Source organism: Pseudonocardia sp. GCM10023141, assembly GCF_042653605.1.
Genome location: NZ_JBHSIR010000045.1, coordinates 1 through 20,330, shown reverse-complemented (window position 1 = coordinate 20,330; position 20,330 = coordinate 1). Strand labels below are relative to the sequence as shown.

The following is a 20,330-nucleotide window of genomic DNA, read 5'->3' as shown; positions in this document are numbered from 1 at the left end:
CGGCCGCACCCAGCCGGGTGTGTCGGGCGCGAGGGGATAGCGTGTCTCCCGGGGGCATCGAGCCCCTCATTTCCGTTCCGAGCACACGTCGTGAGGCAGGGCCGAAGCACCGATGAAGGTCATCTACACCTACACCGACGAGGCGCCCGCGCTGGCGACGCACTCGCTACTGCCGATCCTCGAGGCCTTCGCCGGCAAGGCCGGCGTCGACGTGGAGACCCGCGACATCTCGCTGGCCGCCCGCATCCTCGCGCAGTTCGGCATCGTGCCCGACGCGCTCGCCGAGCTGGGTGCCCTCGCCACCACCCCCGAAGCCAACATCATCAAGCTGCCCAACGTCAGCGCGTCGATCCCGCAGCTCAAGGCCGCGATCACGGAGCTGCAGGGCGCGGGCTTCGAGATCCCGAACTACCCCGAGGACCCCCGCACCGACGAGGACCGCGCCGCCCGCGCGGCCTACGACGCGGTCAAGGGCAGCGCGGTCAACCCGGTGCTGCGCGAGGGCAACTCCGACCGCCGCGCGCCGGCGTCGGTGAAGGGCTTCGCGCGCAAGCACCCGCACTCGATGGGCGCGTGGTCGAGCGCATCCGCCTCCCACGTCTCCACGATGACCGACGGCGACTTCCGCCACTCCGAGACGGCGGTGACGCTCACCGAGGCCACCGAGCTGCGCATCGAGCACGTCGCAGCCGACGGCACGGTCACCGTGCTCAAGCAGGCGCTGCCGGTGCTGGCCGGCGAGATCGTCGACGGCGCCGTCCTGCGCAAGGCCGCGCTCGACACGTTCCTCGCCGAGCAGGTGGCCGACGCCAAGGCCAAGGGCGTGCTGTTCTCCGTGCACCTCAAGGCCACGATGATGAAGGTCTCCGACCCGATCATCTTCGGCCACGCCGTTAAGCAGTTCTTCCCGAGCGTGTTCGCCGAGTTCGGCGCCGACCTCGCGTCCGTGGGTGCCGACCCCAACGACGGCCTCGCCAGCGTGCTCACCGCGCTCGCCAAGCTGCCCGCCGAGAAGCGCACCGCCATCGAGAACGCCATCACGGCCACCTACGACAGCGGTCCCTCGCTCGCGATGGTCGACTCCGACCGCGGCATCACCAACCTGCACGTACCCAGCGACGTGATCATCGACGCGTCGATGCCCGCCGCCATCCGGTCGTCGGGCCAGATGTGGAACGCCAAGGGCGAGCTGCAGGACACCAAGTACGTCATCCCGGACTCGTCCTACGCCGCGCTCTACGCCGAGACCGTCGACTTCTGCCGCGAGAACGGCGCCTTCGACCCCACCACGATGGGCACCACGCCCAACGTCGGCCTGATGGCGCAGAAGGCCGAGGAGTACGGCAGCCACGACAAGACCTTCGAGATCGAGACCGCCGGCAGCGTCCGCATCGTCGACGCCGCCGGCACCGTGCTGCTGTCGCACGACGTGGCGCCCGGCGACATCTGGCGCGCCTGCCAGACCAAGGACGCGCCCATCCGCAACTGGGTGGAGCTGGCCGTCTCCCGGGCCCGCGCAACCGGGTCACCCGCGGTGTTCTGGCTCGACGAGACCCGCGGCCACGATGCCGAGGTCATCACGAAGGTCCGCGCCCAGCTCGCCGAGCTCGACACCGACGGCCTGACCATCGAGATCCTCCCGGTCGCCGAGGCCACCCGCTACACGCTGGCCCGCGCCAAGGCGGGCGAGGACACCATCTCGGTCACCGGCAACGTGCTGCGCGACTACCTCACCGACCTGTTCCCGATCATGGAGCTGGGCACCAGCGCCAAGATGCTCTCGATCGTGCCGCTGATGAACGGCGGCGGCCTGTTCGAGACCGGGGCCGGCGGCTCGGCGCCCAAGCACGTGCAGCAGCTGGTCAAGGAGAACCACCTGCGGTGGGATTCGCTCGGCGAGTTCCTCGCGCTGGCCGTCTCGCTGGAGTTCCTGGCCGACAAGACCGACAACCCGCAGGCGGCGGTGCTGGGCAAGGCGCTCGACGACGCCACCGGCAAGCTGCTGGAGACCGGCAAGTCGCCCTCGCGCAAGGTCGGCGAGATCGACAACCGCGGCAGCCACTTCTACCTGGCGCTCTACTGGGCCCAGGCGCTGGCGGCGCAGAGCGACGACGCCGATCTCGCCAAGGTGTTCGGCCCGCTCGCGGAGCGGCTCGCCGCCGAGGAGGACACCATCGTCGGCGAGCTCAGCGCCGTGCAGGGCAAGCCGGTCGACCTGGGCGGCTACTACTACGTCGACAAGGCGAAGACGGACGCGATCATGCGCCCGAGCGCCACGCTGACGGCCGCCATCAGCGAGTTCTGAGCTCCACCGGACGGGGCCCGCGGCGGGCCCCGTCCGGTCGGAACATCTCGTTCCAGAAGCCGGCGCGGCGCATCAGCAGATGCGTCGGCACCTGCAGGATCAGCATCGAGCCGATCGTGAGCGCGGTGTCGAGTGCCGGCACCGCCGCCACCGGCAGCGTGTAGGCCATGACCACCCGCACGCCCGCATCGAGCAACATCACGAGGCCCCACACCACCGTGATCTGCCGCCACGCCGACCGGAATCGCGGCTCGGTCGCCCACAGGGCTTCCATCACCGCGGCGCGCTTCGGGAGCACCGTGCGGGTCGTCTCGTAGGTCAGCGGCCGCGCCAGCAGCAGCGACACGAGCGTCCACACCCCGGCCGGGGCCGACAGCCACGCTCCCCTGGCCAGCAGCTCGCGCGGGCCGCCGCCGAGCAGCGCCGCCACGATGCTCAGCGCCATCGAGAGCAGCACGGCCACCGCGATCGCGTCGATCCGCCGATCCCGCACCGCCGTCCACGTGGTGCTGAGCGCGGGCGGCACCGCACCCGCGATCAGCGCGAGCACGTCGTCGACGCCGCAGCCGTGCAGCACGTAGAACAGCCCGACGGGGCCCCCGATGTCGAGCACGATCGTGCGCAGCGCGGCCCGTCCGGGATGCGGGCGCCTCGCGGTGGTCACCACGGATGCGGTCATGGACGCAGCATCGACCGCCCGACACGATGCAGCGTCGGCCTGCCGATACGGGTGGTTCGACTTTCGTCGATGTCGGCGGCACCGCCCGGCGACCTACGCTCCGCACGTGAGCTGCCATCCCTACCTCCGCCCGCCGGGCGTCGCGGTCACCGCGGGCGTGATGCTGGCCGTCGGCGCGCTCACGGCCGTGACCCTGCTCGGGCGCAGCGACGACGGTACGCCCTGGTTCTGGTTCGGGATCGCCGTCGGGGTGGTCGCGGTGGCCCTGCTGCCGGTGCTCCTGCGCCGACCCGTGCCCGCGGCGGTGGCGCTGGCCGCGCTGGCCGCGCTCTCCCCCGCCGGGACGCCGGCCGCCACCGTCGGCACGTTGCTGGTGGCCCAGCGCCAGACGCCGCTGACGGCCATCGGCGTCGGGCTGGTCGGCACGGCGGCGCACGCCGTCCAGGGGTTGCTGTACCCGATCCCGGGCCTGCCCTACGGCTGGTTCCTGGTGCTCGACGGCGTCGTCCACGCGGCGCTCGTGGCGTCCGGCGCCTTCGCCAGGGCCCGGCGGGAGCTGCTCGACTCGCTGCGCGAGCGGGCGCAGCGCGCCGAGGCGGAGCAGGCAGAGCGCATCGCCGCGGCACGGTCGCACGAGCGCACGGTGATCGCCCGCGAGATGCACGACGTCCTCGCCCACCGGCTGTCGCTGGTCGCGGCCTACGCCGGCGCGCTGGAGTACCGCCCCGACGCCCAGCCCGCCCAGGTCGCGCGCGCCGCCGGCGTCGTCCGCGAGGGCGTGCACCAGGCGCTGGAGGAGCTGCGCGAGGTCATCGGCGTGCTGCGGGCCGACGAGCCGCGCGGCGACCACCCCCAACCGGTGCTGGCCGGCCTGGAGGACCTCGTCGAGGAGACGCGCGCGGCCGGCACCGACGTCACGTTCGACGACGCGGTCACCGATGCCACCTCGGCTCCGGAGACGGCCGGTCGCGCCGCCTACCGCATCGTGCAGGAGGCGCTCACCAACGCCCGCAAGCACGCTCCGGGCCGACCGATCCACGTCCGGCTGTGCGGCGGTCCGGGCACGGGCATCGAGATCGACGTGAGCAACGCGCTCACCGCCGTGGTGGCCTCGACGCCGGGCAGCGGCACCGGGCTCGCCGGGCTGGCCGAGCGCGCCGCGCTGGCGGGCGGGCGGCTCGAGCACGGCGTGACGGCCGCCGGGGAGTTCCGGCTGCACGCGGCGCTACCGTGGCCCCGGTGACCGCCCCCACCGACCGGCCCGTCCGGGTGCTCGTCGTCGACGACGATCCGCTGGTGCGCGGCGCGCTGACCATGATGCTCGACGGCGCCGCCGGGATCTCCGTGATCGGCGAGGTGACCGACGGCGACGAGGTGCCGGCAGCCGTCGATGCCCACGCCCCCGACGTCGTGCTGATGGACCTGCAGATGGCGCGGGTCAACGGGATCGTCGCCACCCGACGGTTGCGGGCCCGCACCCACCCGCCGGAGGTGGTGGTGCTGACCACCTTCGACACCGACGCCAACGTGCTGCGGGCGCTGCGGGCCGGGGCCAGCGGGTTCCTGCTCAAGGACACCCCACCCGCGCGCATGGTGGCGGCGATCCGGCAGGTGGCCGCGGGCGAGCCGATCCTGTCACCCACCATCACGCGCCGGTTGATGGAACGGGTGACGGCCGAGGCCGGCGCCTACGAGCAGGCCCGCCGGGCATTGGCTGCGTTGAGCCCGCGCGAGCACGAGGTGGCGCTGGCCGTGGCGCGCGGCCGGTCCAACGCCGAGATCGCGACGGAGCTGGGGATGACCGTGGCCACCGTCAAGGCGCACGTCTCGCATGCGCTCACGAAGCTGTCGATGGACAACCGCACCCAGATCGCGCTGCTCGTGCACGACGCCGAGCTCGTCTGAGATCCCTCTCGGCCGGCACCCGTCAGCGCACCGAGGCGACGAGCTCGTCGGCCACCCACCGCGCGACCCCCACGGGGTAAGGCGCCGGCAACCCGAGTACGACGTGCGGGAACCCGGCGTCGAGGGCCTCGGCGATCGCGGAGCGGGCCTGCCCGGGCTGGTCGTAGGAGACCGGCAGGACCGTCGAGCGGACGATCGACGCGGGGTCCCGACCGATCTCGGCGCAGAAGCGGTCGAGCAACGCGCTGCGCTCCACGGCGTCGGCGATGTTCCCGCCGGGGATGTTCCACATGTCGGCGTGCTCGGCGACCACCCGCAACGTCGAGGCGGCCCGGCCGCCGATCATGATCGGCGGATGCGGTCGCTGCACCGGCTTCGGGTTGCCGAAGGCGCCGACGAGCTGGTGGTAGGTGCCGTCGAAGTCGAAGGGTGCGTCCTCGGTCCACGCCCTCCGGATGATCGTGCACGCCTCCGCGAGGCTGCCCACCGCGTGGGCGGCGTCGTGGTAGGGCAGGCCGTGCGCCTCGTACTCGCGGCGGGCGAACGGGACGCTGGGGCGCGAGCCGGCACCGATGCCGAAGTCCAGCCGCCCTCCGGACACGACGTCGACGGTCGCGGCGATCTTGGCCAGTACCGCGGGCGGCCGGAAGCGGTTGCTGGTCACGAGTAGCCCGAGGCGCAGGCGCTCGGTCTGCGCGGCGAGGGCCGCGAGCAGCGTCCAGCCCTCGAAGACCGGTCCCTCGATGTCGCCCCCGATCGGCATCAGGTGGTCGAACAGCCAGGCGTGCTCGATCTCGGGAATCGCGTCGGCCTCGCGCCAGACGCGCCGGACGTCGGCATAGTCGACCTGCTGCGGGGCGGTCATGATCCCGATGCTCGTGCCGGTCATCGACGCCTCCGCAGTGCCGGGTCCAGCAGGGCCGGTGGGGTGTCGAACTTCTCGTCCGGGGCGAGATCGACGCCCGGGGCGACGATCGCGTCGATCGCGTCGAGCACGTCGACGGCGAGCACGGTGTCTGCTGCGGCGAGCTGGGAGCGCAGGTGGTCCACCGTGCGCGGGCCGATGATCGCGCTGGTGACGGCCGGGTGCGCGGTGACGAACCCGAGCGCGAGCTGGATCATCGTCAGGCCGGCCGCGTCGGCGACCTTGGCGAGCCGCTCGACGGCGTCGAGCTTGGCCCGGTTGGCGGGAACCGCGGTGTCGAAACGCCCCGGCACCACCGCCGAGCGATGGGTGACGATCTCCTGGCCCTCGCGGATCGCGCCCGACAGCCAGCCCCCGGCCAGCGGGCTCCACACCAGCGTGCCGAGCCCGTACTCCTCGGTGACGGGCAGGACGTGGGTCTCGATCCCGCGCTGCAGGATCGAGTAGGGCGGCTGTTCGGTGACGTAGCGGCCCAGGTGGTTCTCCCGGGCGGCCCACTGCGCCTGCACGATCCGGTAGGCGGGGAAGGTCGACGAGCCGAAGTAGCGGATCTTCCCGGCGCGCTGCAGGTCGGTCAGCGCCGACAGCGTCTCGTCGTCGGCGGTGGTCGGGTCCCACCGGTGGACCTGGTAGAGATCGACGTGGTCGACACCCAGCCGGCGCAGGCTGTTGTCCAGCTCGGTGACGATCCAGCGGCGCGAGCTGCCCTGCTGGTTGGGGTCCTCGCCCATCGGCGACCAGACCTTCGTGGCCAGCACGATGTCGTCGCGCCTGCCGGCGATGGCCCGACCCACCATCTCCTCCGACTCGCCTGCGCTGTACCGGTCGGCGGTGTCGATGACGTTGACGCCGCCCTCGAGAGCGGCATCGACGATGGCCGTGGCCTCGTCCTGCGTGGTGCGTCCGATGGCGCCGAAGTTCATCGCCCCGAGCACGAGCGTGCTGACCTGCACACCGGTGCGACCCAAGGTGCGGTACTGCATGACCTGACTCCTCCATCGCGGGTGACCTGCCGATCTGGCATCCTGTCGAAACGGAACCCCGCTCCGTTCAACATACGGAGCAATGTTCCGTTTGACAACCACGTGAGGAGAACGCCACGGTGTCCGACGTCGCCGAGGGACCACCCCCGCGCAAGCGGGCCGATGCCCGGCGCAACCAGCAGGCACTGCTGGACGCCGCCGCCGCCGTGTTCGTCACGGCGGGCGTCGAGGCACCGGTGCGCGACATCGCGGCCGCGGCGGGCGTCGGAATGGGCACGATCTACCGCCACTTCCCCACCAGGGCCGACCTGATCATCGCCGTCTACCGGCACCAGGTCGAGGCGTGCGCAGCGGCCGGCCCGGCGTTGCTGGCGAGCAGCAGCACGCCTCACGATGCGCTGGCGCGATGGATCGACCTCTTCGTCGACTTCCTCGTCACCAAGCACGGGCTCGCCGGCGCGCTGCGGGCCGACAACCCCACGTTCGAGAGCCTGCACACCTACTTCATCGACCGGCTCGTGCCCGTGTGCGCCCGGCTGCTGGAGGCTGCCACCAACGAGATCGGCACCAACGAGATCGGCACCAACGAGATCGGCACCAACGAGATCCGCACCGATGTGACCGCCCTCGAGCTGATGCGCGGCGTCGGCAACCTGTGTGTCGGCGCGGGCAGCGAGGGCTACGACGCCCGGCGACTGGTCGGGCTGCTCGTGGCGGGGCTTCGCCGGTAGACGCTCCCGCATCGACCGCGCCAACCAGGTGGCCACCGCGCCGACGTCCCGACATCGGCGCGGTGGCCATGGGGTTGGCGCGGTGGCGACAGCAAGCGCGCCACGACGGCGCGGGGAGCGCACGCCCTCGACCCCCGACGACCGAGGCCGTGCACCCCGCACCGAAATCGAAGTCGGGCGCGACGCCGGGGGTGACGTCGAGGGCCGCTCCGATCATGGCACCGACCCTGCACCACCGATCTGTCGCGACGGTGTGGCGGCGATGTGGCCCGCCTGTGCAGGTCCACGAGCCGGGCAGGACCACGAGCCGGGCAGGAACGAAAACCGGTTGCGGCCGTCCGTATCGTGGGAAGACGTGCTCGCGCCCTACCCCCAACTCGCCGCAGCGGGGTTCCGGCGCTACGCCGGTTACCGTCAGGCCACCCTCGCCGGGCTCACCGCCAACACCGTCTTCGGCCTGCTGCGCGCCGCCGTACTGGTGGCTGTGCTCGCCCAGCGCGGCACCGTCGGGGGCTACGACGTCTCCGTCGCGGTCACCTACGTCTGGCTCGGGCAGGGCCTGCTCGGCGTCGTGCTCATGTGGGGCGACATGGAGCTGTCGCAGCGGGTCCGCACCGGCGACATCGTGATCGATCTCAGCAGGCCGTGGGACCTGCAGACCGCCATGCTGGCCACCGACCTCGGGCGCGCCGGACACGGCGTGCTGTTCCGGCTGCTCCCCCCGGCGCTGGTCGGGGCGGTGTTCTTCCCGTTCCGCTGGCCCGAACAGGCCACCACCTGGTTGCTGTTCGCCGTGGCGGCCGGGCTCGCCGTGACGGTCAGCTTCGGGATCCGGTTCCTGCTCAACGCGAGCGCGTTCTGGATGCTCGACGCGCGCGGCGTGGTGGCGGTGTGGGGCGCGGCGGGCGGGGTGCTCTCCGGGTTGGTGATCCCGCTGTCCTGGTTCCCGGGGTGGGCGCAGGCGGCGCTCGCGTGGACGCCGTTCCCGTCGATCATGCAGAACCCGATCGACGTCTTCACCGAGCGCGGCAACGCTCTCGCCCTGATCGGCCAGCAGGGGTTCTGGGCCGTGGCGCTGTTCGTCGCCGGACGGCTCGCGCTGGCGGCCGGGAGCCGGAAGCTGGTGGTGCAGGGTGGCTGACACGGGCGGCGTCTACTCCCGGATCATCGCCTCGCGGGCGCGTGCGCAGCTCGCCTACCCCGGCTCGTTCGCGCTCGACCTGATCGCCCAGCTGCTCGGGCAGGGGATCGAGCTCGTGGCCATCCTCGTGATCTTCACCCAGGTCACCTCGCTGGGCGGGTTCAGCGCGGGTGAGGTGCTGCTGATCTACGGGCTGGCCGCCACGGCGTTCGGCATCGCCGACCTCACGGTCGGGCAGATCGAGCAGCTGCCGGAGTACGTCCGCACCGGCGAGTTCGACGTGATGCTGCTGCGCCCGCTGGGTGCACTACCCCAGCTGCTCTCGGCCGACGTCTCGCTCAAGCGGGTGGGCCGGGTGGTCATCGGGCTGGGGGTGCTGGTCTGGTCGCTCGCCCATCTGAACATCCACTGGACCACGCTGAAGGTGGTGGTCGCCATCGGCACCCCGCTGGTCGGGGCCGTCATCCTCGGCGCGATCTGGGTGGCCACCAACACCGTGTCCTTCTGGTTCGTCGACGGCCGGGAGTTCGCCAACTCGCTCACCTACGGCTCCAACTTCTCCACCTCCTACCCCGCCACGATCTACGGGCCCTGGCTGCGCGGCCTGCTGTGCTTCGCCGTACCGAGCGCGTTCGTGGCCTACTTCCCGACGCTCGCACTGCTCGACCGGGCCGATCCGCTCGGGCTGCCCGAGGCGCTGCGCTACAGCTCACCGCTGATCGCGATCGTCACCGTCACGATCGCGGCACTCATCTGGCGCTCCGGCGTCCGCCACTACCAGGGGACCGGATCATGATCATCACGACCGACCGGCTGCGCCGGGACTTCCTCGTCGGCACCCGCATCCGACGCAAGCAGATCACCGCGGTCGAGGACGTCACGCTGGCGATCGCGCCGGGCGAGGCCGTCGGCTTCCTCGGTCCCAACGGGGCCGGCAAGTCCACCACCATCAAGATGCTCACCGGCGTGCTCGTGCCGAGCGCGGGCAGCGCGCAGGTCTGCGGGCTCGACCCCGTCAAGGAGCGGCGCGAGCTGGCCCGGCGCATCGGCGTGGTGTTCGGGCAGCGCAGCCAGCTGTGGTGGGACCTGCCGCTGGCGCAGAGCTTCGACCTGCACGGCGCCATCCACCGGGTGCCGGCCGCGCGCTACCGCGACCGGCTCGAGGAGTGCGTCGAGCTGCTGGACATGAGCGGGTTCCTCACCACCCCGGTACGGCAGCTGTCGCTGGGCCAGCGGATGCGCGGCGAGGTCACCGCCGCGCTGCTGCACTCCCCGGAGCTGCTCGTGCTCGACGAGCCGACCATCGGGCTCGACCTCGCCAGCAAGGAGCGGCTGCGCACGTTCCTCTCGGCCGTCAACGCCCGCGGCGACGTGACGTTGCTGCTCACCACCCACGACCTGCCCGACGTCGAGCGGCTGTGCCGGCGCGTGATCGTCATCGACCACGGCCGGGTGCTCGTGGACGACGAGCTGACCACCCTGCGCCGGCGGTTCGCCGGGAACCGCGCTCTGGTCGTCGAGCTCGTGCAGCCGGCGCCCGCGCTGACCGGACTGCCGGGCGTGGTCGCTGCGGTCGTGGAGGCGCAGGGGCTGCGCCAGCGGCTGGAGTTCGCCCCGTCCCAGACCACGGCGGCCGATCTGATCGCGCAGGTGGCGCAGCGGGTGGAGCTGCGGGACGTCACGGTGGACGAGCCGTCGATCGAGGACCTCGTCCGCACCCTGTACGCCACCTGACCGGTCAGCCGGAGAGCGAGCCGCGGGTGATCGTCAGCGCCAGCACGATGATCACCACGCCGAAGCCGGAGTAGGACAGCACGTCGATCACCCGGCTGCGGATGGCGAGCAGGCCTGCCCGGTCGTCGGCCAGCAGCACCCGCAACGCCGCCGCCACCAGCAGCGCGGCACCGAGCAGCACCGCGCCCTGGCGCCAGTGCTGCGTGAGCACGCGGACCATGCCCGCCGCGGCGATCAGGGCCACCAGCCACAGCGGCGCGTGCAGCGGCACCTGGTGCCGCGCCTTCCGACCGGGGGCGTTCACCCGGCGGCCGCTGCGCGCTCCGCGGCCTCCACGACGTTGGTGAGCAGCATGCCGCGCGTCATCGGGCCGACCCCACCGGGCATCGGCGCCAGCAACCCGGCTACCTCGACCACCTCGGGAGCGACGTCACCGACCAGCCCGAGCTCGGTGCGCGTGACGCCGACGTCGAGCACGGTGGCACCGGACTGCACCATGTCGACGGTGATCAGCCCCGGCACGCCCGCCGCCGCGACGACGACGTCGGCCCGCCGGACCTCCGCCGCCAGATCCCGCGTGCCGGTGTGGCACAGCGTGACGGTGGCGTTCTCGCTGCGGCGCGTCAGCAGCAGCCCGAGCGGGCGCCCGACCGTGATCCCACGGCCGATGACGGTGACGCGGGCGCCCGCGAGCTCCACGCCGTAGCGCGTGCACAGCTCGACGATGCCCCGCGGGGTGCACGGCAGCGCCCCCGGCTCACCGAGCACCAGCCGCCCGAGGTTCACCGGGTGCAGGCCGTCGGCGTCCTTCGCGGGGTCGATGCGCTCGAGCGCGGCACCGGCGTCGAGGCCCTTCGGCAGCGGCAGCTGCACGATGTAGCCGGTGCACGCGGGGTCGGCGTTGAGCTCATCGATCGCCTGCTCGACATCCTTCTGGGTGGCGTCGGCCGGGAGCTCTTTCTGGATCGACGTGATGCCGACCTTCGCGCAGTCGCGGTGCTTGGCGCGGACGTAGGAGTGAGAGCCCGGATCGTCGCCGACGAGCAGGGTGCCGAGGCCCGGCTGCACGCCTCTGGCCTGCAGTTTCTCGATCCGGACCGCGAGCTCGTCGAGGATGTGGCCGAGCGTGGCCTTGCCGTCCATGAGGGTCGCCGTCACGCGGGCGATTCTCGCAGAGCCGCGGCCCGATCCTGATCTGCCGGGGTCCGTGTCAATTTGAGACAGAGGGAACTCCGCCAAGTGCCACCCTTTGCTGTGACGGCACACACACCGACTGCGGACCGTCGACGCTTCGCTTTCACCTCACTATGGAGGTTCGTGCTATGAGTGTAGACAGCGAGACCACATCCAGCACGGCAGCCGTAGCGGCTGCCCCGCCGGCCAACCCGGGCCTGCTGGGGCTCCCGTGCTTCGTCGCTGGAGGAATCGGTCTCAGCCTCTACCTTCTCGGATATCTGCCGGCCACCGGCCTCGGTGCGCTCGTCCCGATCGTGCTGTTCGTCCCCGGGCTGGGTCTGATCATCTCCGGGATCTGGGCGATGCGTGAGGGCCAGAGTGCTGTCGGCAGCATCTTCGGCCTCTTCGGCGCGTTCTGGATCAGCTACGGAATGCTGGTCTTCGGTCTGGTGTCCGGCGTGCTGAAGGTCGATGCCGCGGCCGCGAACGCCGCCCAGGCGACGTTCCTGACCGCATGGCTCGTCGCGTTCGTCTGCCTCACGGTGTCGACGCTTCGGCTCCCGCTGGCGTTCACCGTGATGTTCGTGCTGGTGACCATCGCGGTGGCGCTCGTGCTGCTCGCGGTGCTCACGGGCTCCGCAGGTCTGCTCACCATCGCCGGCATCGTCGGCCTGCTGTTCAGCCTCGACGGCGCGTACATCTACATCGGCAGCATGTCGGCCGAGCTCGGCGGGAAGGGTCTGGGGCTCGGTAACCCCATGGTGCACTGACCCGGCCGCCACATTCCGACAAGGCGTCTCCGCGCGGCGTTCGCCCGCCGCTGGAGGCGCCTTGTCGGGCGTTCGGGGCAGGCACGCCGCTCAGGCGACGCGCAGCCCGTGGGCGGCCGCGAACGCCAGCGCCTGCTCCGCGGCGACCGTGGCGCCCGCGAGCCTCGCCTGCACCAGCCCGTCGGCACCGATGCGGGCACCGCGCAGATCGGCTCCCTCGAACCGGGTGCCCTGCAGCCGGGCACCGGTGAGGTCGGCGTCGCGCAGATCGCACTCGCGCAGGTCGGCGTCCACGAGGTTGGCCTCACGCATCCGCAGCCCGGACAGATCGGTCTTGCGCAGATCCGCGCGGCCGAGCCCGACGAGCGTCAGATCGCAGTCGACCAACGTGGCCGGCCGCAGCCGGCAGTCGATCAGCGCGCTCCCCAGCAGCGAGCAGCCGCTGAACCGGGCTCCCCCGAGCGACGATCTGCGGAACGTGCAACTGCGGAACGCTCCCGCCCGGTGCACCGAATCGCCCAGGTCCGCACCGGAGAAATCGCACTCGTCGAACGTGCACGTCTCGGTGACGAGCTCCCGCAGGTCGGCCCCGGTGAAATCGCACCGGACGAAGCGCCTGCGCAACCATGGCACCTCACCGGCGGTGAGGTCGGAGAGGTCGAGGGCGGTGAACTCGGCATCATCGAGGGCAGCTGGGTCAGACATCCCGCACAGGGTGACACAGCGGTCCGTCAGACCCGGACGAGCACCAGGTCGTACCCGTCCTGCGTGGTGATCCGGTACTTGCCGGTGGCCGCCAGCTCCTGCGCGAGCCGCAGCGACCAGCCGGGCTGCAGGCCGTCGAGCACCACACCCTTCCGCTCGGTCGACGGATAGCTGATGATCACGTCCGGGGCCGCGGCGACGATGCACGCCACCGGGTCCGTTCCCGAGGGCTCGCCGATGCACTGGTCGATGCCGACACCGTTGCGGTGGTCGGCGACGCCCGCCACCTGGCTGGGCCCCGCGTCGCTGATCAACGAGGCGATCGACCGGCCCGGCGCCGTCTGCGCGATCGTCGTCCGCAGCAGCGCGACGTCCTGCGGTGTGACGAGCTGGTAGCCGTCGTTCCCGCCGCGGATCAGCACGAGCGTCGCGAACAGCAGTGCCATGCCCGCGGCGAGCACCAGCTCGATCCGGCGCCGCCCGAACGGCCCGCCCCGCTGCCGTTGCCTGCGCACCAGCGCGCGCAGTGCCTCGGTGCCGAGGATCGTGAGGATCGGCAGGCCGTAGAGGACGATCCGCAGGATCAGCTCGCCGCCGTAGCTCTGGACGGCGGCGAACCCCATCGGCATCACGGCCAGCCCGATCGGGACCAGGTCGCGGGTGCGCCGCCAGTGGACCCTGGCCCCGATGATCGCCAGCAGCCACGTCAGCGCTGGCACGGCGATGCTCAGGTACTTGACCACGACCTGGCCCGTGTCGCCGGTGATCCGGTCGGCGATGCCCGCCTGCAGCGCCGCGCCCCCACCGCCGCCGATGAACAGGCTCAGCTGGTTGAACCAGATCGAGCGGGCCCCGATGAGGATGTAGGCGACCACGGCCACGATCGCGACCAGCAACAGGCCGCGCCCGCGGAACCGGCCGAAGGCAGCGAGCAGCGCGAGCTGCACGATGATCGCGAACGGCGTCAGCTGGTGTGCCGGCGCGACGGCCAGCACGCACAGCCCGAGGCAGAACCAGATGAGCAGCAGCTGCCGCGGCGGCAGGCCCGGCCGGTTCGACGGGGTCCGCACCGCGGCGATCACCCGCCGCCACCGGCCGGCCAGAACCGCACCGCCTGCGGTGGCGATGCGGCGGGTGGCCAGCGGGCCGAGCACGAACGTGATCACGGTGAGCAGCAGCACGATGCCGGTGGCCTGCGGCGAGAAGTAGTCCTGCTGGATCCAGTTCAGCCCGAGGAACAGCCAGGCCGCAACCCACGGCGTGCGGGTGCCGCCCAGGATGGAGCGGGCCATCGCGTAGATGGCCGTCGCCCACACCGCGTTGATCGCCGGCGGGAACCAGCGCAGCACGGAGTCCAGCTGGGTCGCGCCGCCTGCGTCCCGGAAGAACGCCCACTGCGCGAAGAACGCGGGCCAGGAGAACCGCGCGTCGACGGTGACGGGTGCGACCCCGCCCTGCGCGATGGCGTCGACGAACCCCGACATCTGCCACGCCGTGCTGAACCGTGCCGCGGGCTCCACCACCGACGGCATCCCGAACGAGCAGAGGATCAGCACACCCGTGGCGACGGTCAGCATCGGGATGCGCGGGCTCGGGTGCTGCAGCTCCGCCACGCACGCGGCCACCGCACACAGCAGCGACGCCCACGCGGCCGGCCCCAGCACGGCGGCCAGCCCCCAGCCGCCGATGCGGGCCAGATCGGTGGTGGCCGCCGCCACCGGGAGCAGCCCGACGGCCACCGCCGCCAGCATCGGCGACAGCCAGCGGTGGATCGTCGCCCTGCGCACGGCGCCTCCTTCCGCTCCAGGGTGCGGCGATGACCTGTGGGGTCGCTGAGGGCGCGGTGATGAAGGGGTGCGAGACCCGTGAAGATCGTGTGCGTGCGGGGGTTCAGCGGAAGTCGCGCGACTTGACCTCAACCGTGAGGGGCAGCTTCTGGAGCCGGTCGGCCACCAGGTTGAGCACGCCTTCCGGGCTGCGCTCCAGCCGCCCGCGCACGAGCAGGGCCGCGCTGCCGACCGCCACCGTGCGGTAGCGGGCCCACAACCCCTCCGAGCAGGTGACATTGAGCATGCCGCTCTCGTCCTCCAGGTTGACGAACGTGACGCCCTTGGCCGTGGCCGGCCGCTGCCGGTGGGTGACGAGCCCACCCACCAGCACGCGGGGCGGGCGGGTCTCGGGGTCGAAGGGGTCCAGATCGCGGCCGATCTCGTCGAGCCCGTCGATGCGGACGGCACCGAGCGCGGCCAGCCGTTCGCGCAGGTGCTGCATCGGGTGGCTCCCCGGCGAGACACCGGTGGCCCAGATGTCGGACGCGGTGAGCTCGACGTCGGTCATGCCCGGCAGCGCGGGCGCGTCGAGCCCGACGGTGGTGCCGGGCAGCTGGCCGGGCCGCACCGCCGCCACCACCCCCGCCGCCCACAACGCCGAGCGCCGGTCCAGCCCCGATCCGTCCTTGGCTCCGAAGCAGCCGAACGCGCCTGCGGTGGCCAACGCCTCTGCCTGCGGCACGGTGAGCTGCACCCGGCGGGACAGGTCGGCGAGATCGCGGTAGTCGCCGCCGCCGTCACGCTCGGCGTCGATCTTCTCGGCGAGCTCGATGCCGATGCCCTTCACCTCGGCGAGCCCGAGCCGGATCGCGTGCCCGCCGGTGCTGAGCGGCGCGGGCTGCAGCACCGCCTCGGCACGGCCGAGGTTGACGTCCGGGCCGCGCACGAGCACGCCGTGGCGGCGGGCGTCGGCCACCAGCGACTGCGGCGAGTAGAAGCCCATCGGCTGCGCGTTGAGCAGCGCCGCGCAGAACGCGGCCGGGTGGTAGAGCTTGAACCAGGCGCTGTAGTAGACCAGCGACGCGAAGCTGATGGCGTGGCTCTCGGGGAAGCCGAAGTTGGCGAACGCCAGCATCTTCTGGAAGATCTGCTCGGCCAGCTCGTCGCCGATGCCGTTGGCCGCCATGCCGGTGAACAGCCGCCCCCGCAGCCGCTCCATCTTCTCCTCCGACCGCTTGGACCCCATCGCGCGACGCAGCTCGTCGGCATCGCTCGCGGAGAACCCGGCGACGTCGACGGCCACCTGCATCAGCTGCTCCTGGAACAGCGGCACGCCCAGCGTCTTGTCCAGCGCGTTCTTCAGCAGCGGGTGGTCGTGTTCCCACTCCTCCTGCCCGCGGCGGCGGCGGATGTAGGGGTGCACCGAGCCGCCCTGGATCGGGCCGGGGCGGATCAGCGCGACCTCGACGACGAGGTCGTAGAACGTTTCCGGGCGCAGCCGCGGGAGCGTGGCCATCTGGGCGCGGGACTCCACCTGGAACACCCCGACCGAGTCGGCCCGCTGCAACATCGCGTACACGCTCGGATCGTTGGGCTGCAGATCGTGCAGCTCGACGGTGCGCCCCTCGTGCTCCAGGACGAGGTCGATCATCAGGTGCAGCGCGGTGAGCATGCCCAGCCCGAGCAGGTCGAACTTGACGAGCCCGGCCGACGCGCAGTCGTCCTTGTCCCACTGCACGACCGTGCGGTTCTCCATCCGCGCCCACTCGACGGGCACCACCTCCGACACCGGCCGGTCGCAGATCACCATGCCCCCGGAGTGGATGCCGAGGTGGCGGGGGAAGCCGAGCAGCTGATCGGCCAGCTCGACGACCTGCGCCGGCATGCCGTCCGGGAGCGGGCCGTCGGCGAGGCCGTGCCAGCGCTCGATCCGCTTGCTCCACGCATCCTGCTGGCCGGGTGAGAACCCGAGCGCCTTGGCCATGTCGCGCACCGCCGAGCGCGGCCGGTAGGTGATGACGTTGGCGACCTGGGCGGCGCAGTCGCGGCCGTGGCTGCGGTAGACGTACTGGATGGCCTCCTCGCGGCGGCCGGACTCGATGTCGAGGTCGATGTCGGGGTAGCCCTCCCGGGCCGGGGACAGGAACCGTTCGAACAGCAGGCCGCACGCCACGGCGTCGACGTTGGTGATGCCCAGCGCGAAGCAGACCGCGGAGTTGGCGGCGGAGCCCCGGCCCTGGCAGAGGATGCCGGAGCGGCGGCAGAACTCGACGATGTCGTGCACGATCAGGAAGTAGCCGGGGAAGTCCTTCTCCTCGATGATCTTCAGCTCGTGCTGGATCATGTCGTGCGCCTCGGGGTTCTCGGCCTGGCTCCCGTAGCGCCGCATCACCCCCCGCATGGTGAGCTCGCGCAGCCAGGTGGCCTCGGTGCGTTCCGGTGGCACCTCGAACGGCGGCAGCCGCGGCGCCACCAGGTCGATCGAGAACGCGCACTCCACCCCGAACTGCGCGGCCCGCGCCACCGCGCCCGGGTAGCGCTCGTCGAACCGGGCCGCCATCTCCGCCCCGGAGCGCAGGTGCGCGGTGCCCGCTGGCGGCAACCAGCCGTCGGCGTCGTCGAGGCTGCGCCGGGACCGGACCGCCGACAGGGCGGTGGCCAGCGGGAACCGGGACGTGGTGGCGTAGTGCGCCGCCGTGGACGCCACCGTGGGCAGCCCGGCGTCGCGGGCGAGCTCGGCGAGCGCGTCGTTGCGTTCGGTGTCGGTGGGCAACCCGCCGTAGGTGAGCTCGACGGCCACGTGATCGGCGCCGAACCGCTCGACGAGCCCGCGCAGCGCCTTCGCCGCGCCCTCCCGCCCGCCGGTGCGCAGCGCCTGCTGCACCGCACCCTTGCGGCACCCGGTGAGCACCAGCACCCGGCCCGCGGTGTCGGCCACGATCTCGTCCAGCTCGTAGACCGGGCGCCCCTTCTCCTCACCGCGCAGCTGGGCGGCGCTGATCGTGCGACACAGCGCCCGGTAGCCGTCGGGATCGCGGGCGAGCAGCAGCAGGTGGCTGCCCCCGGGATCGGCGACGCCGTTCTGCGGCGCCGCGAGACCCAGGGACAGCTCGGAGCCGAAGACCGTGCGCACGCCCAGCTCCGCCGCCGCGTCGGCGAACCGCACCACCCCGTACATGCCGTCGTGGTCGGTGAGCGCGATGGCGTCGAGCCCGAGCCGGTAGGCCTGCTCGATCAGCTCCTCGGGGTGGCTCGCGCCGTCGAGGAAGCTGAAGTTGGAGTGGCAGTGCAGCTCGGCGAAGGGGACGCGGGGGCCGGTGACCTCGAGCTCGGGCGGCTCGTAGCGCTCCCGCTTGCGTGACCATGCCGGGCTGTCGCCGCCGTCGTGCTCGGGACCGCCACGCAGGCTCACCCCGTCGCGCGGGCGACCGGACAGCGCCGCCTCCAGCTCCGCCCACGAGACGTCCGGGTTGTTCCAGCCCACACCCATATTCGAACATGAGTTCGACATCGACTCAACCGCCGGACGATGGAGAACGGGTCACACCTTCGAGGTGGTCCGTACAGTTGCCGGGGTGACCGCAGCGTTGGGCAGGGGCGTGGCAACGGGAGCGCTCGCCGGCGCGATCGCCGGCCCGCTCTCCCTCGTCGCCTACGCCGTGCTCGGCGCGCTGCTGGCCCCGACCCCCCGGTTCGGCCTGCCCGCCCCCGACGTCGCCGCCGTGGCCAGGGGCGTCAACGGCGTGCTCAGCGCCCTCACCCTCACCGTCTTCCTCGGAGCGCTCGCAGGCGTGGTGCTCGGCGTGCTGGTGGGGCTCGTCATCGGCCTGCTCGGCCCGCGGCTCGGACGGCGTCCGCGGCTCACCGGCGCGGTGCTGAGCGGGGCGTCGGTACTGGTGCTGGGCGCCGCCTTCACCGCGCTGGGCATGGCCACCGACGCCGCGGTGTGGTTCACGATCCCGCCGCTGCCGGTGGCCGTGGCGGTGGGCGCCTGGCGGGGCCGGTACCTGGTGCACGGCCGCCCGGAGATCAGCCCAGCGGGCTGAGCAGGTGCTCGTCGAGCAACCGCAGCAGTGCCGCCTTCGGCTTCGCGCCGGTGCTGCGGGCCACGATCTCGCCGCGGGAGAAGAGCACGAGCGTGGGCATGGCGAGCACGCCCAGTGCGGCGGGGGTGCCGGGATCGGCATCCACGTCGAGCTGCGCGACCACGAGCCGGCCCGCCTGCTCCACGGCGATCTCCCGCAGCACCGGAGTGATCATGCGACAGGGTGGGCACCACTCGGCGGTGAAGTCCAGCAGCACGGGCAGCTCGGCGCGCAGCACCAGCTCCTCGTAGGTGGCATCGGTGACGGTGACGATCATGGGTGGGCCTCCGGGAAGAGCTCGCAACGCGGGACGGGCGGATCGAGCAGGCCGACGGCGAGCTCGGCCCGGACGGCCTGCAGCCGGGTGATCCAGCCGTCGACCTCGGCGAGCTTGCGCCGCTGCACCTCGCGCGAATCGGGGCAGCTCGCCCCGCTCGGGTGCCCGGCGCGCAGGCATTCGACGAAGGGGCGCGTCTCCTCGAGCGCGAACCCGAGCTCCGCGAGCGACCGGATCTCACCGACGATCGTGACGTCGTGCTCGTCGTACTCGCGGTAGCCGTTGGCCCGCCGCCCGGCCCGGATCAGGCCGAGCTCCTCGTAGTGGCGCAGCGTGCGGGTGCTCACCCCGGCCCGACTGCCCAGCTCCCCGATCCGCATGTCGCTGACGGTAAACCTTCACCCCGACGGCAACGCCAGCTCAACCTGCTCCGCGGCAGCACTCCGATCAGCCGATGTCCTGGCCGTCGGCCCTGCGGGACCAGGCCGCCCACGTCCGTTCGCCGTGCGGCATCGCGGCACGCAGCTCGGCGAGCTGGATCGGGTCCTCCACGAGCGACCGGCTGGAGCTCGAACGCCGCTCCGTCCGGATCCACCGCTCGTGCCACCAGCCGTCGTCCAGCGTCAGGCCCTCCCCGAAAGCGCCCGTGGCGAGCGCGTCGACGTAGTCGCCCAGCAGCTCGGCGCAGTCCTCGACCAACTCGTCACACGCATCGCAGCCACACGTCGGCAGGTAGAGGGTGTCGTCGTCGCGGCCCAGGCGCACGATCAACCCGGGAAAGGCCGTGAAGACCACCGTCAGCGTGGCAGCGGCGGGATCGCGCGGCACGAGCCGCACCACCGGAGCGGGCGCGGTGCTGTGCCGATCCGGCTCCAACGCCCGCTCCCGCGTGACGTCGTAGCGGAGCTCGAGCTCGTCGAGTGCCTCCCCCGCGATCGTGTGCAGCGCCGCGAACCGACCCGGGTCGGTGACCCGGCCGTATGCCTCTTCCGGAGGGGCCCCCGCCCACCTGCGATTCACCGTTTCATGATCCCCCGCGGACGCGGCGATGGCGAGGACGATTCGGAGCGGTTACCACTAGGGCGTGTCCTGTAAGGGTTCTGACCTGGTATCGGTGATCATGCTCGCGTGGTAGGGCGTGGCGA

General features: G+C 72.1%; 19 protein-coding genes and 2 pseudogenes. 9 read left to right on the top strand and 12 right to left on the bottom strand.

All coding sequences use genetic code 11. The annotated features are described in order from the left end of the window. The first annotated feature begins 112 nt into the window (after positions 1–112). Positions 113–2,305: an NADP-dependent isocitrate dehydrogenase gene (locus ACFPFQ_RS26690; protein ID WP_379623532.1), complete on the top strand. Its 2,193-nt coding sequence runs from the start codon at positions 113–115 to the stop codon at positions 2,303–2,305. On the opposite strand, the gene ACFPFQ_RS26685 is transcribed toward ACFPFQ_RS26690, so the two are convergent. Continuing rightward, positions 2,292–2,984, bottom strand: coding sequence for a VC0807 family protein (locus ACFPFQ_RS26685; RefSeq protein ID WP_379623530.1), 693 nt, complete (start codon positions 2,982–2,984; stop codon positions 2,292–2,294). The genes ACFPFQ_RS26690 and ACFPFQ_RS26685 overlap by 14 nt on opposite strands. 106 nt (positions 2,985–3,090) lie before the next feature. Here ACFPFQ_RS26685 and ACFPFQ_RS26680 point away from each other — a divergent pair, with 106 nt between their 5' ends. Then, positions 3,091–4,227 (top strand): sensor histidine kinase, encoded by a 1,137-nt coding sequence (locus ACFPFQ_RS26680; RefSeq protein ID WP_379623528.1) that lies wholly within the window; start codon positions 3,091–3,093, stop codon positions 4,225–4,227. Beyond that, positions 4,224–4,889, top strand: a complete 666-nt coding sequence (locus ACFPFQ_RS26675; protein WP_379623526.1) for a response regulator — start codon at positions 4,224–4,226, stop codon at positions 4,887–4,889. The genes ACFPFQ_RS26680 and ACFPFQ_RS26675 overlap by 4 nt, the downstream gene beginning before the upstream one ends. A 22-nt stretch (positions 4,890–4,911) precedes the next feature. On the opposite strand, the gene ACFPFQ_RS26670 is transcribed toward ACFPFQ_RS26675, so the two are convergent. Together ACFPFQ_RS26670 and ACFPFQ_RS26665 are read right to left on the bottom strand one after the other, a co-directional pair. Further along, complete coding sequence (locus tag ACFPFQ_RS26670) at positions 4,912–5,778, bottom strand: LLM class flavin-dependent oxidoreductase (RefSeq protein WP_379623524.1); 867 nt, start codon at positions 5,776–5,778, stop codon at positions 4,912–4,914. Further along, positions 5,775–6,797 carry an aldo/keto reductase gene (locus tag ACFPFQ_RS26665; RefSeq protein WP_379623522.1) on the bottom strand — a complete coding sequence of 341 codons (1,023 nt, stop codon included), beginning with the start codon at positions 6,795–6,797 and terminating at the stop codon, positions 5,775–5,777. The genes ACFPFQ_RS26670 and ACFPFQ_RS26665 overlap by 4 nt, the downstream gene beginning before the upstream one ends. A gap of 119 nt (positions 6,798–6,916) precedes the next feature. Here ACFPFQ_RS26665 and ACFPFQ_RS26660 point away from each other — a divergent pair. After that, positions 6,917–7,060 (top strand): annotated as a pseudogene (locus ACFPFQ_RS26660) (TetR family transcriptional regulator); the annotation flags it as partial. A 312-nt stretch (positions 7,061–7,372) separates the two neighbouring features. Here ACFPFQ_RS26660 and ACFPFQ_RS26655 read toward each other — a convergent pair. Further along, a pseudogene (locus ACFPFQ_RS26655) lies at positions 7,373–7,540 on the bottom strand (hypothetical protein); the annotation flags it as partial. Positions 7,541–7,883: 343 nt separating this feature from the next. On the opposite strand from ACFPFQ_RS26655, the gene ACFPFQ_RS26650 reads away from it, so the two are divergent. The 3 genes from ACFPFQ_RS26650 to ACFPFQ_RS26640 are packed head-to-tail and all read left to right on the top strand — an operon-like array spanning position 7,884 to position 10,403. After that, a complete protein-coding gene (locus tag ACFPFQ_RS26650; RefSeq protein WP_379623520.1) occupies positions 7,884–8,669 on the top strand; it encodes an ABC transporter permease in 786 nt (261 codons plus the stop codon). After that, complete coding sequence (locus tag ACFPFQ_RS26645) at positions 8,662–9,465, top strand: ABC transporter permease (protein WP_379623518.1); 804 nt, start codon at positions 8,662–8,664, stop codon at positions 9,463–9,465. Before ACFPFQ_RS26650 ends, ACFPFQ_RS26645 begins: the two co-directional genes overlap by 8 nt. Further along, entirely contained in the window at positions 9,462–10,403 is a 942-nt protein-coding gene (locus ACFPFQ_RS26640; RefSeq protein WP_379623516.1) for an ABC transporter ATP-binding protein, read from the top strand. Before ACFPFQ_RS26645 ends, ACFPFQ_RS26640 begins: the two co-directional genes overlap by 4 nt. Positions 10,404–10,407: 4 nt before the next feature. Here ACFPFQ_RS26640 and ACFPFQ_RS26635 read toward each other — a convergent pair whose 3' ends face one another. After that, entirely contained in the window at positions 10,408–10,707 is a 300-nt protein-coding gene (locus tag ACFPFQ_RS26635; RefSeq protein ID WP_379623515.1) for a DUF3017 domain-containing protein, read from the bottom strand. Next, the gene (locus ACFPFQ_RS26630) at positions 10,704–11,561 is read right to left on the bottom strand and encodes a bifunctional methylenetetrahydrofolate dehydrogenase/methenyltetrahydrofolate cyclohydrolase (RefSeq protein WP_379623513.1); all 858 of its coding nucleotides are present in this window, start codon (positions 11,559–11,561) and stop codon (positions 10,704–10,706) included. Before ACFPFQ_RS26630 ends, ACFPFQ_RS26635 begins: the two co-directional genes overlap by 4 nt. Before the next feature lie 164 nt (positions 11,562–11,725). Here ACFPFQ_RS26630 and ACFPFQ_RS26625 point away from each other — a divergent pair, with 164 nt between their 5' ends. Beyond that, positions 11,726–12,349: a GPR1/FUN34/YaaH family transporter gene (locus ACFPFQ_RS26625; protein WP_379623511.1), complete on the top strand. Its 624-nt coding sequence runs from the start codon at positions 11,726–11,728 to the stop codon at positions 12,347–12,349. A 90-nt stretch (positions 12,350–12,439) separates the two neighbouring features. On the opposite strand, the gene ACFPFQ_RS26620 is transcribed toward ACFPFQ_RS26625, so the two are convergent. The 3 genes from ACFPFQ_RS26620 to ACFPFQ_RS26610 form a co-directional block, all read right to left on the bottom strand. Continuing rightward, the gene (locus tag ACFPFQ_RS26620) at positions 12,440–13,054 is read right to left on the bottom strand and encodes a pentapeptide repeat-containing protein (RefSeq protein ID WP_379623509.1); all 615 of its coding nucleotides are present in this window, start codon (positions 13,052–13,054) and stop codon (positions 12,440–12,442) included. Between the two features lie 26 nt (positions 13,055–13,080). Further along, positions 13,081–14,841 (bottom strand): hypothetical protein, encoded by a 1,761-nt coding sequence (locus ACFPFQ_RS26615; protein WP_379623507.1) that lies wholly within the window; start codon positions 14,839–14,841, stop codon positions 13,081–13,083. 103 nt (positions 14,842–14,944) lie between these two features. Next, positions 14,945–18,307, bottom strand: coding sequence for an error-prone DNA polymerase (locus ACFPFQ_RS26610; RefSeq protein WP_379623810.1), 3,363 nt, complete (start codon positions 18,305–18,307; stop codon positions 14,945–14,947). 91 nt (positions 18,308–18,398) lie between these two features. On the opposite strand from ACFPFQ_RS26610, the gene ACFPFQ_RS26605 reads away from it, so the two are divergent. Then, positions 18,399–18,869 (top strand): hypothetical protein, encoded by a 471-nt coding sequence (locus ACFPFQ_RS26605; RefSeq protein ID WP_379623505.1) that lies wholly within the window; start codon positions 18,399–18,401, stop codon positions 18,867–18,869. Here ACFPFQ_RS26605 and ACFPFQ_RS26600 read toward each other — a convergent pair. The 3 genes from ACFPFQ_RS26600 to ACFPFQ_RS26590 all read right to left on the bottom strand — a co-directional run bounded on the left by ACFPFQ_RS26600 (position 18,853) and on the right by ACFPFQ_RS26590 (position 20,235). Beyond that, entirely contained in the window at positions 18,853–19,185 is a 333-nt protein-coding gene (locus ACFPFQ_RS26600; RefSeq protein ID WP_379623503.1) for a thioredoxin family protein, read from the bottom strand. The genes ACFPFQ_RS26605 and ACFPFQ_RS26600 overlap by 17 nt on opposite strands. Next, positions 19,182–19,565, bottom strand: a complete 384-nt coding sequence (locus ACFPFQ_RS26595) for a MerR family transcriptional regulator (RefSeq protein ID WP_379623501.1) — start codon at positions 19,563–19,565, stop codon at positions 19,182–19,184. Before ACFPFQ_RS26595 ends, ACFPFQ_RS26600 begins: the two co-directional genes overlap by 4 nt. A gap of 67 nt (positions 19,566–19,632) precedes the next feature. Beyond that, positions 19,633–20,235: a DUF6226 family protein gene (locus tag ACFPFQ_RS26590; protein WP_379623808.1), complete on the bottom strand. Its 603-nt coding sequence runs from the start codon at positions 20,233–20,235 to the stop codon at positions 19,633–19,635. Positions 20,236–20,330 lie beyond the last annotated feature (95 nt).

Bases quoted from the DNA above. Each gene is read 5' to 3' on its own strand.
- ACFPFQ_RS26690 (WP_379623532.1), top strand. From the start codon at position 113: ATGAAGGTCATCTACACCTACACCGACGAGGCGCCCGCGCTGGCGACG.
- ACFPFQ_RS26685 (WP_379623530.1), bottom strand. From the start codon at position 2,984: ATGACCGCATCCGTGGTGACCACCGCGAGGCGCCCGCATCCCGGACGG.
- ACFPFQ_RS26670 (WP_379623524.1), bottom strand. From the start codon at position 5,778: ATGACCGGCACGAGCATCGGGATCATGACCGCCCCGCAGCAGGTCGAC.
- ACFPFQ_RS26665 (WP_379623522.1), bottom strand. From the start codon at position 6,797: ATGCAGTACCGCACCTTGGGTCGCACCGGTGTGCAGGTCAGCACGCTC.
- ACFPFQ_RS26640 (WP_379623516.1), top strand. From the start codon at position 9,462: ATGATCATCACGACCGACCGGCTGCGCCGGGACTTCCTCGTCGGCACC.
- ACFPFQ_RS26625 (WP_379623511.1), top strand. From the start codon at position 11,726: ATGAGTGTAGACAGCGAGACCACATCCAGCACGGCAGCCGTAGCGGCT.
- ACFPFQ_RS26620 (WP_379623509.1), bottom strand. From the start codon at position 13,054: ATGTCTGACCCAGCTGCCCTCGATGATGCCGAGTTCACCGCCCTCGAC.
- ACFPFQ_RS26600 (WP_379623503.1), bottom strand. From the start codon at position 19,185: ATGATCGTCACCGTCACCGATGCCACCTACGAGGAGCTGGTGCTGCGC.
- ACFPFQ_RS26595 (WP_379623501.1), bottom strand. From the start codon at position 19,565: ATGCGGATCGGGGAGCTGGGCAGTCGGGCCGGGGTGAGCACCCGCACG.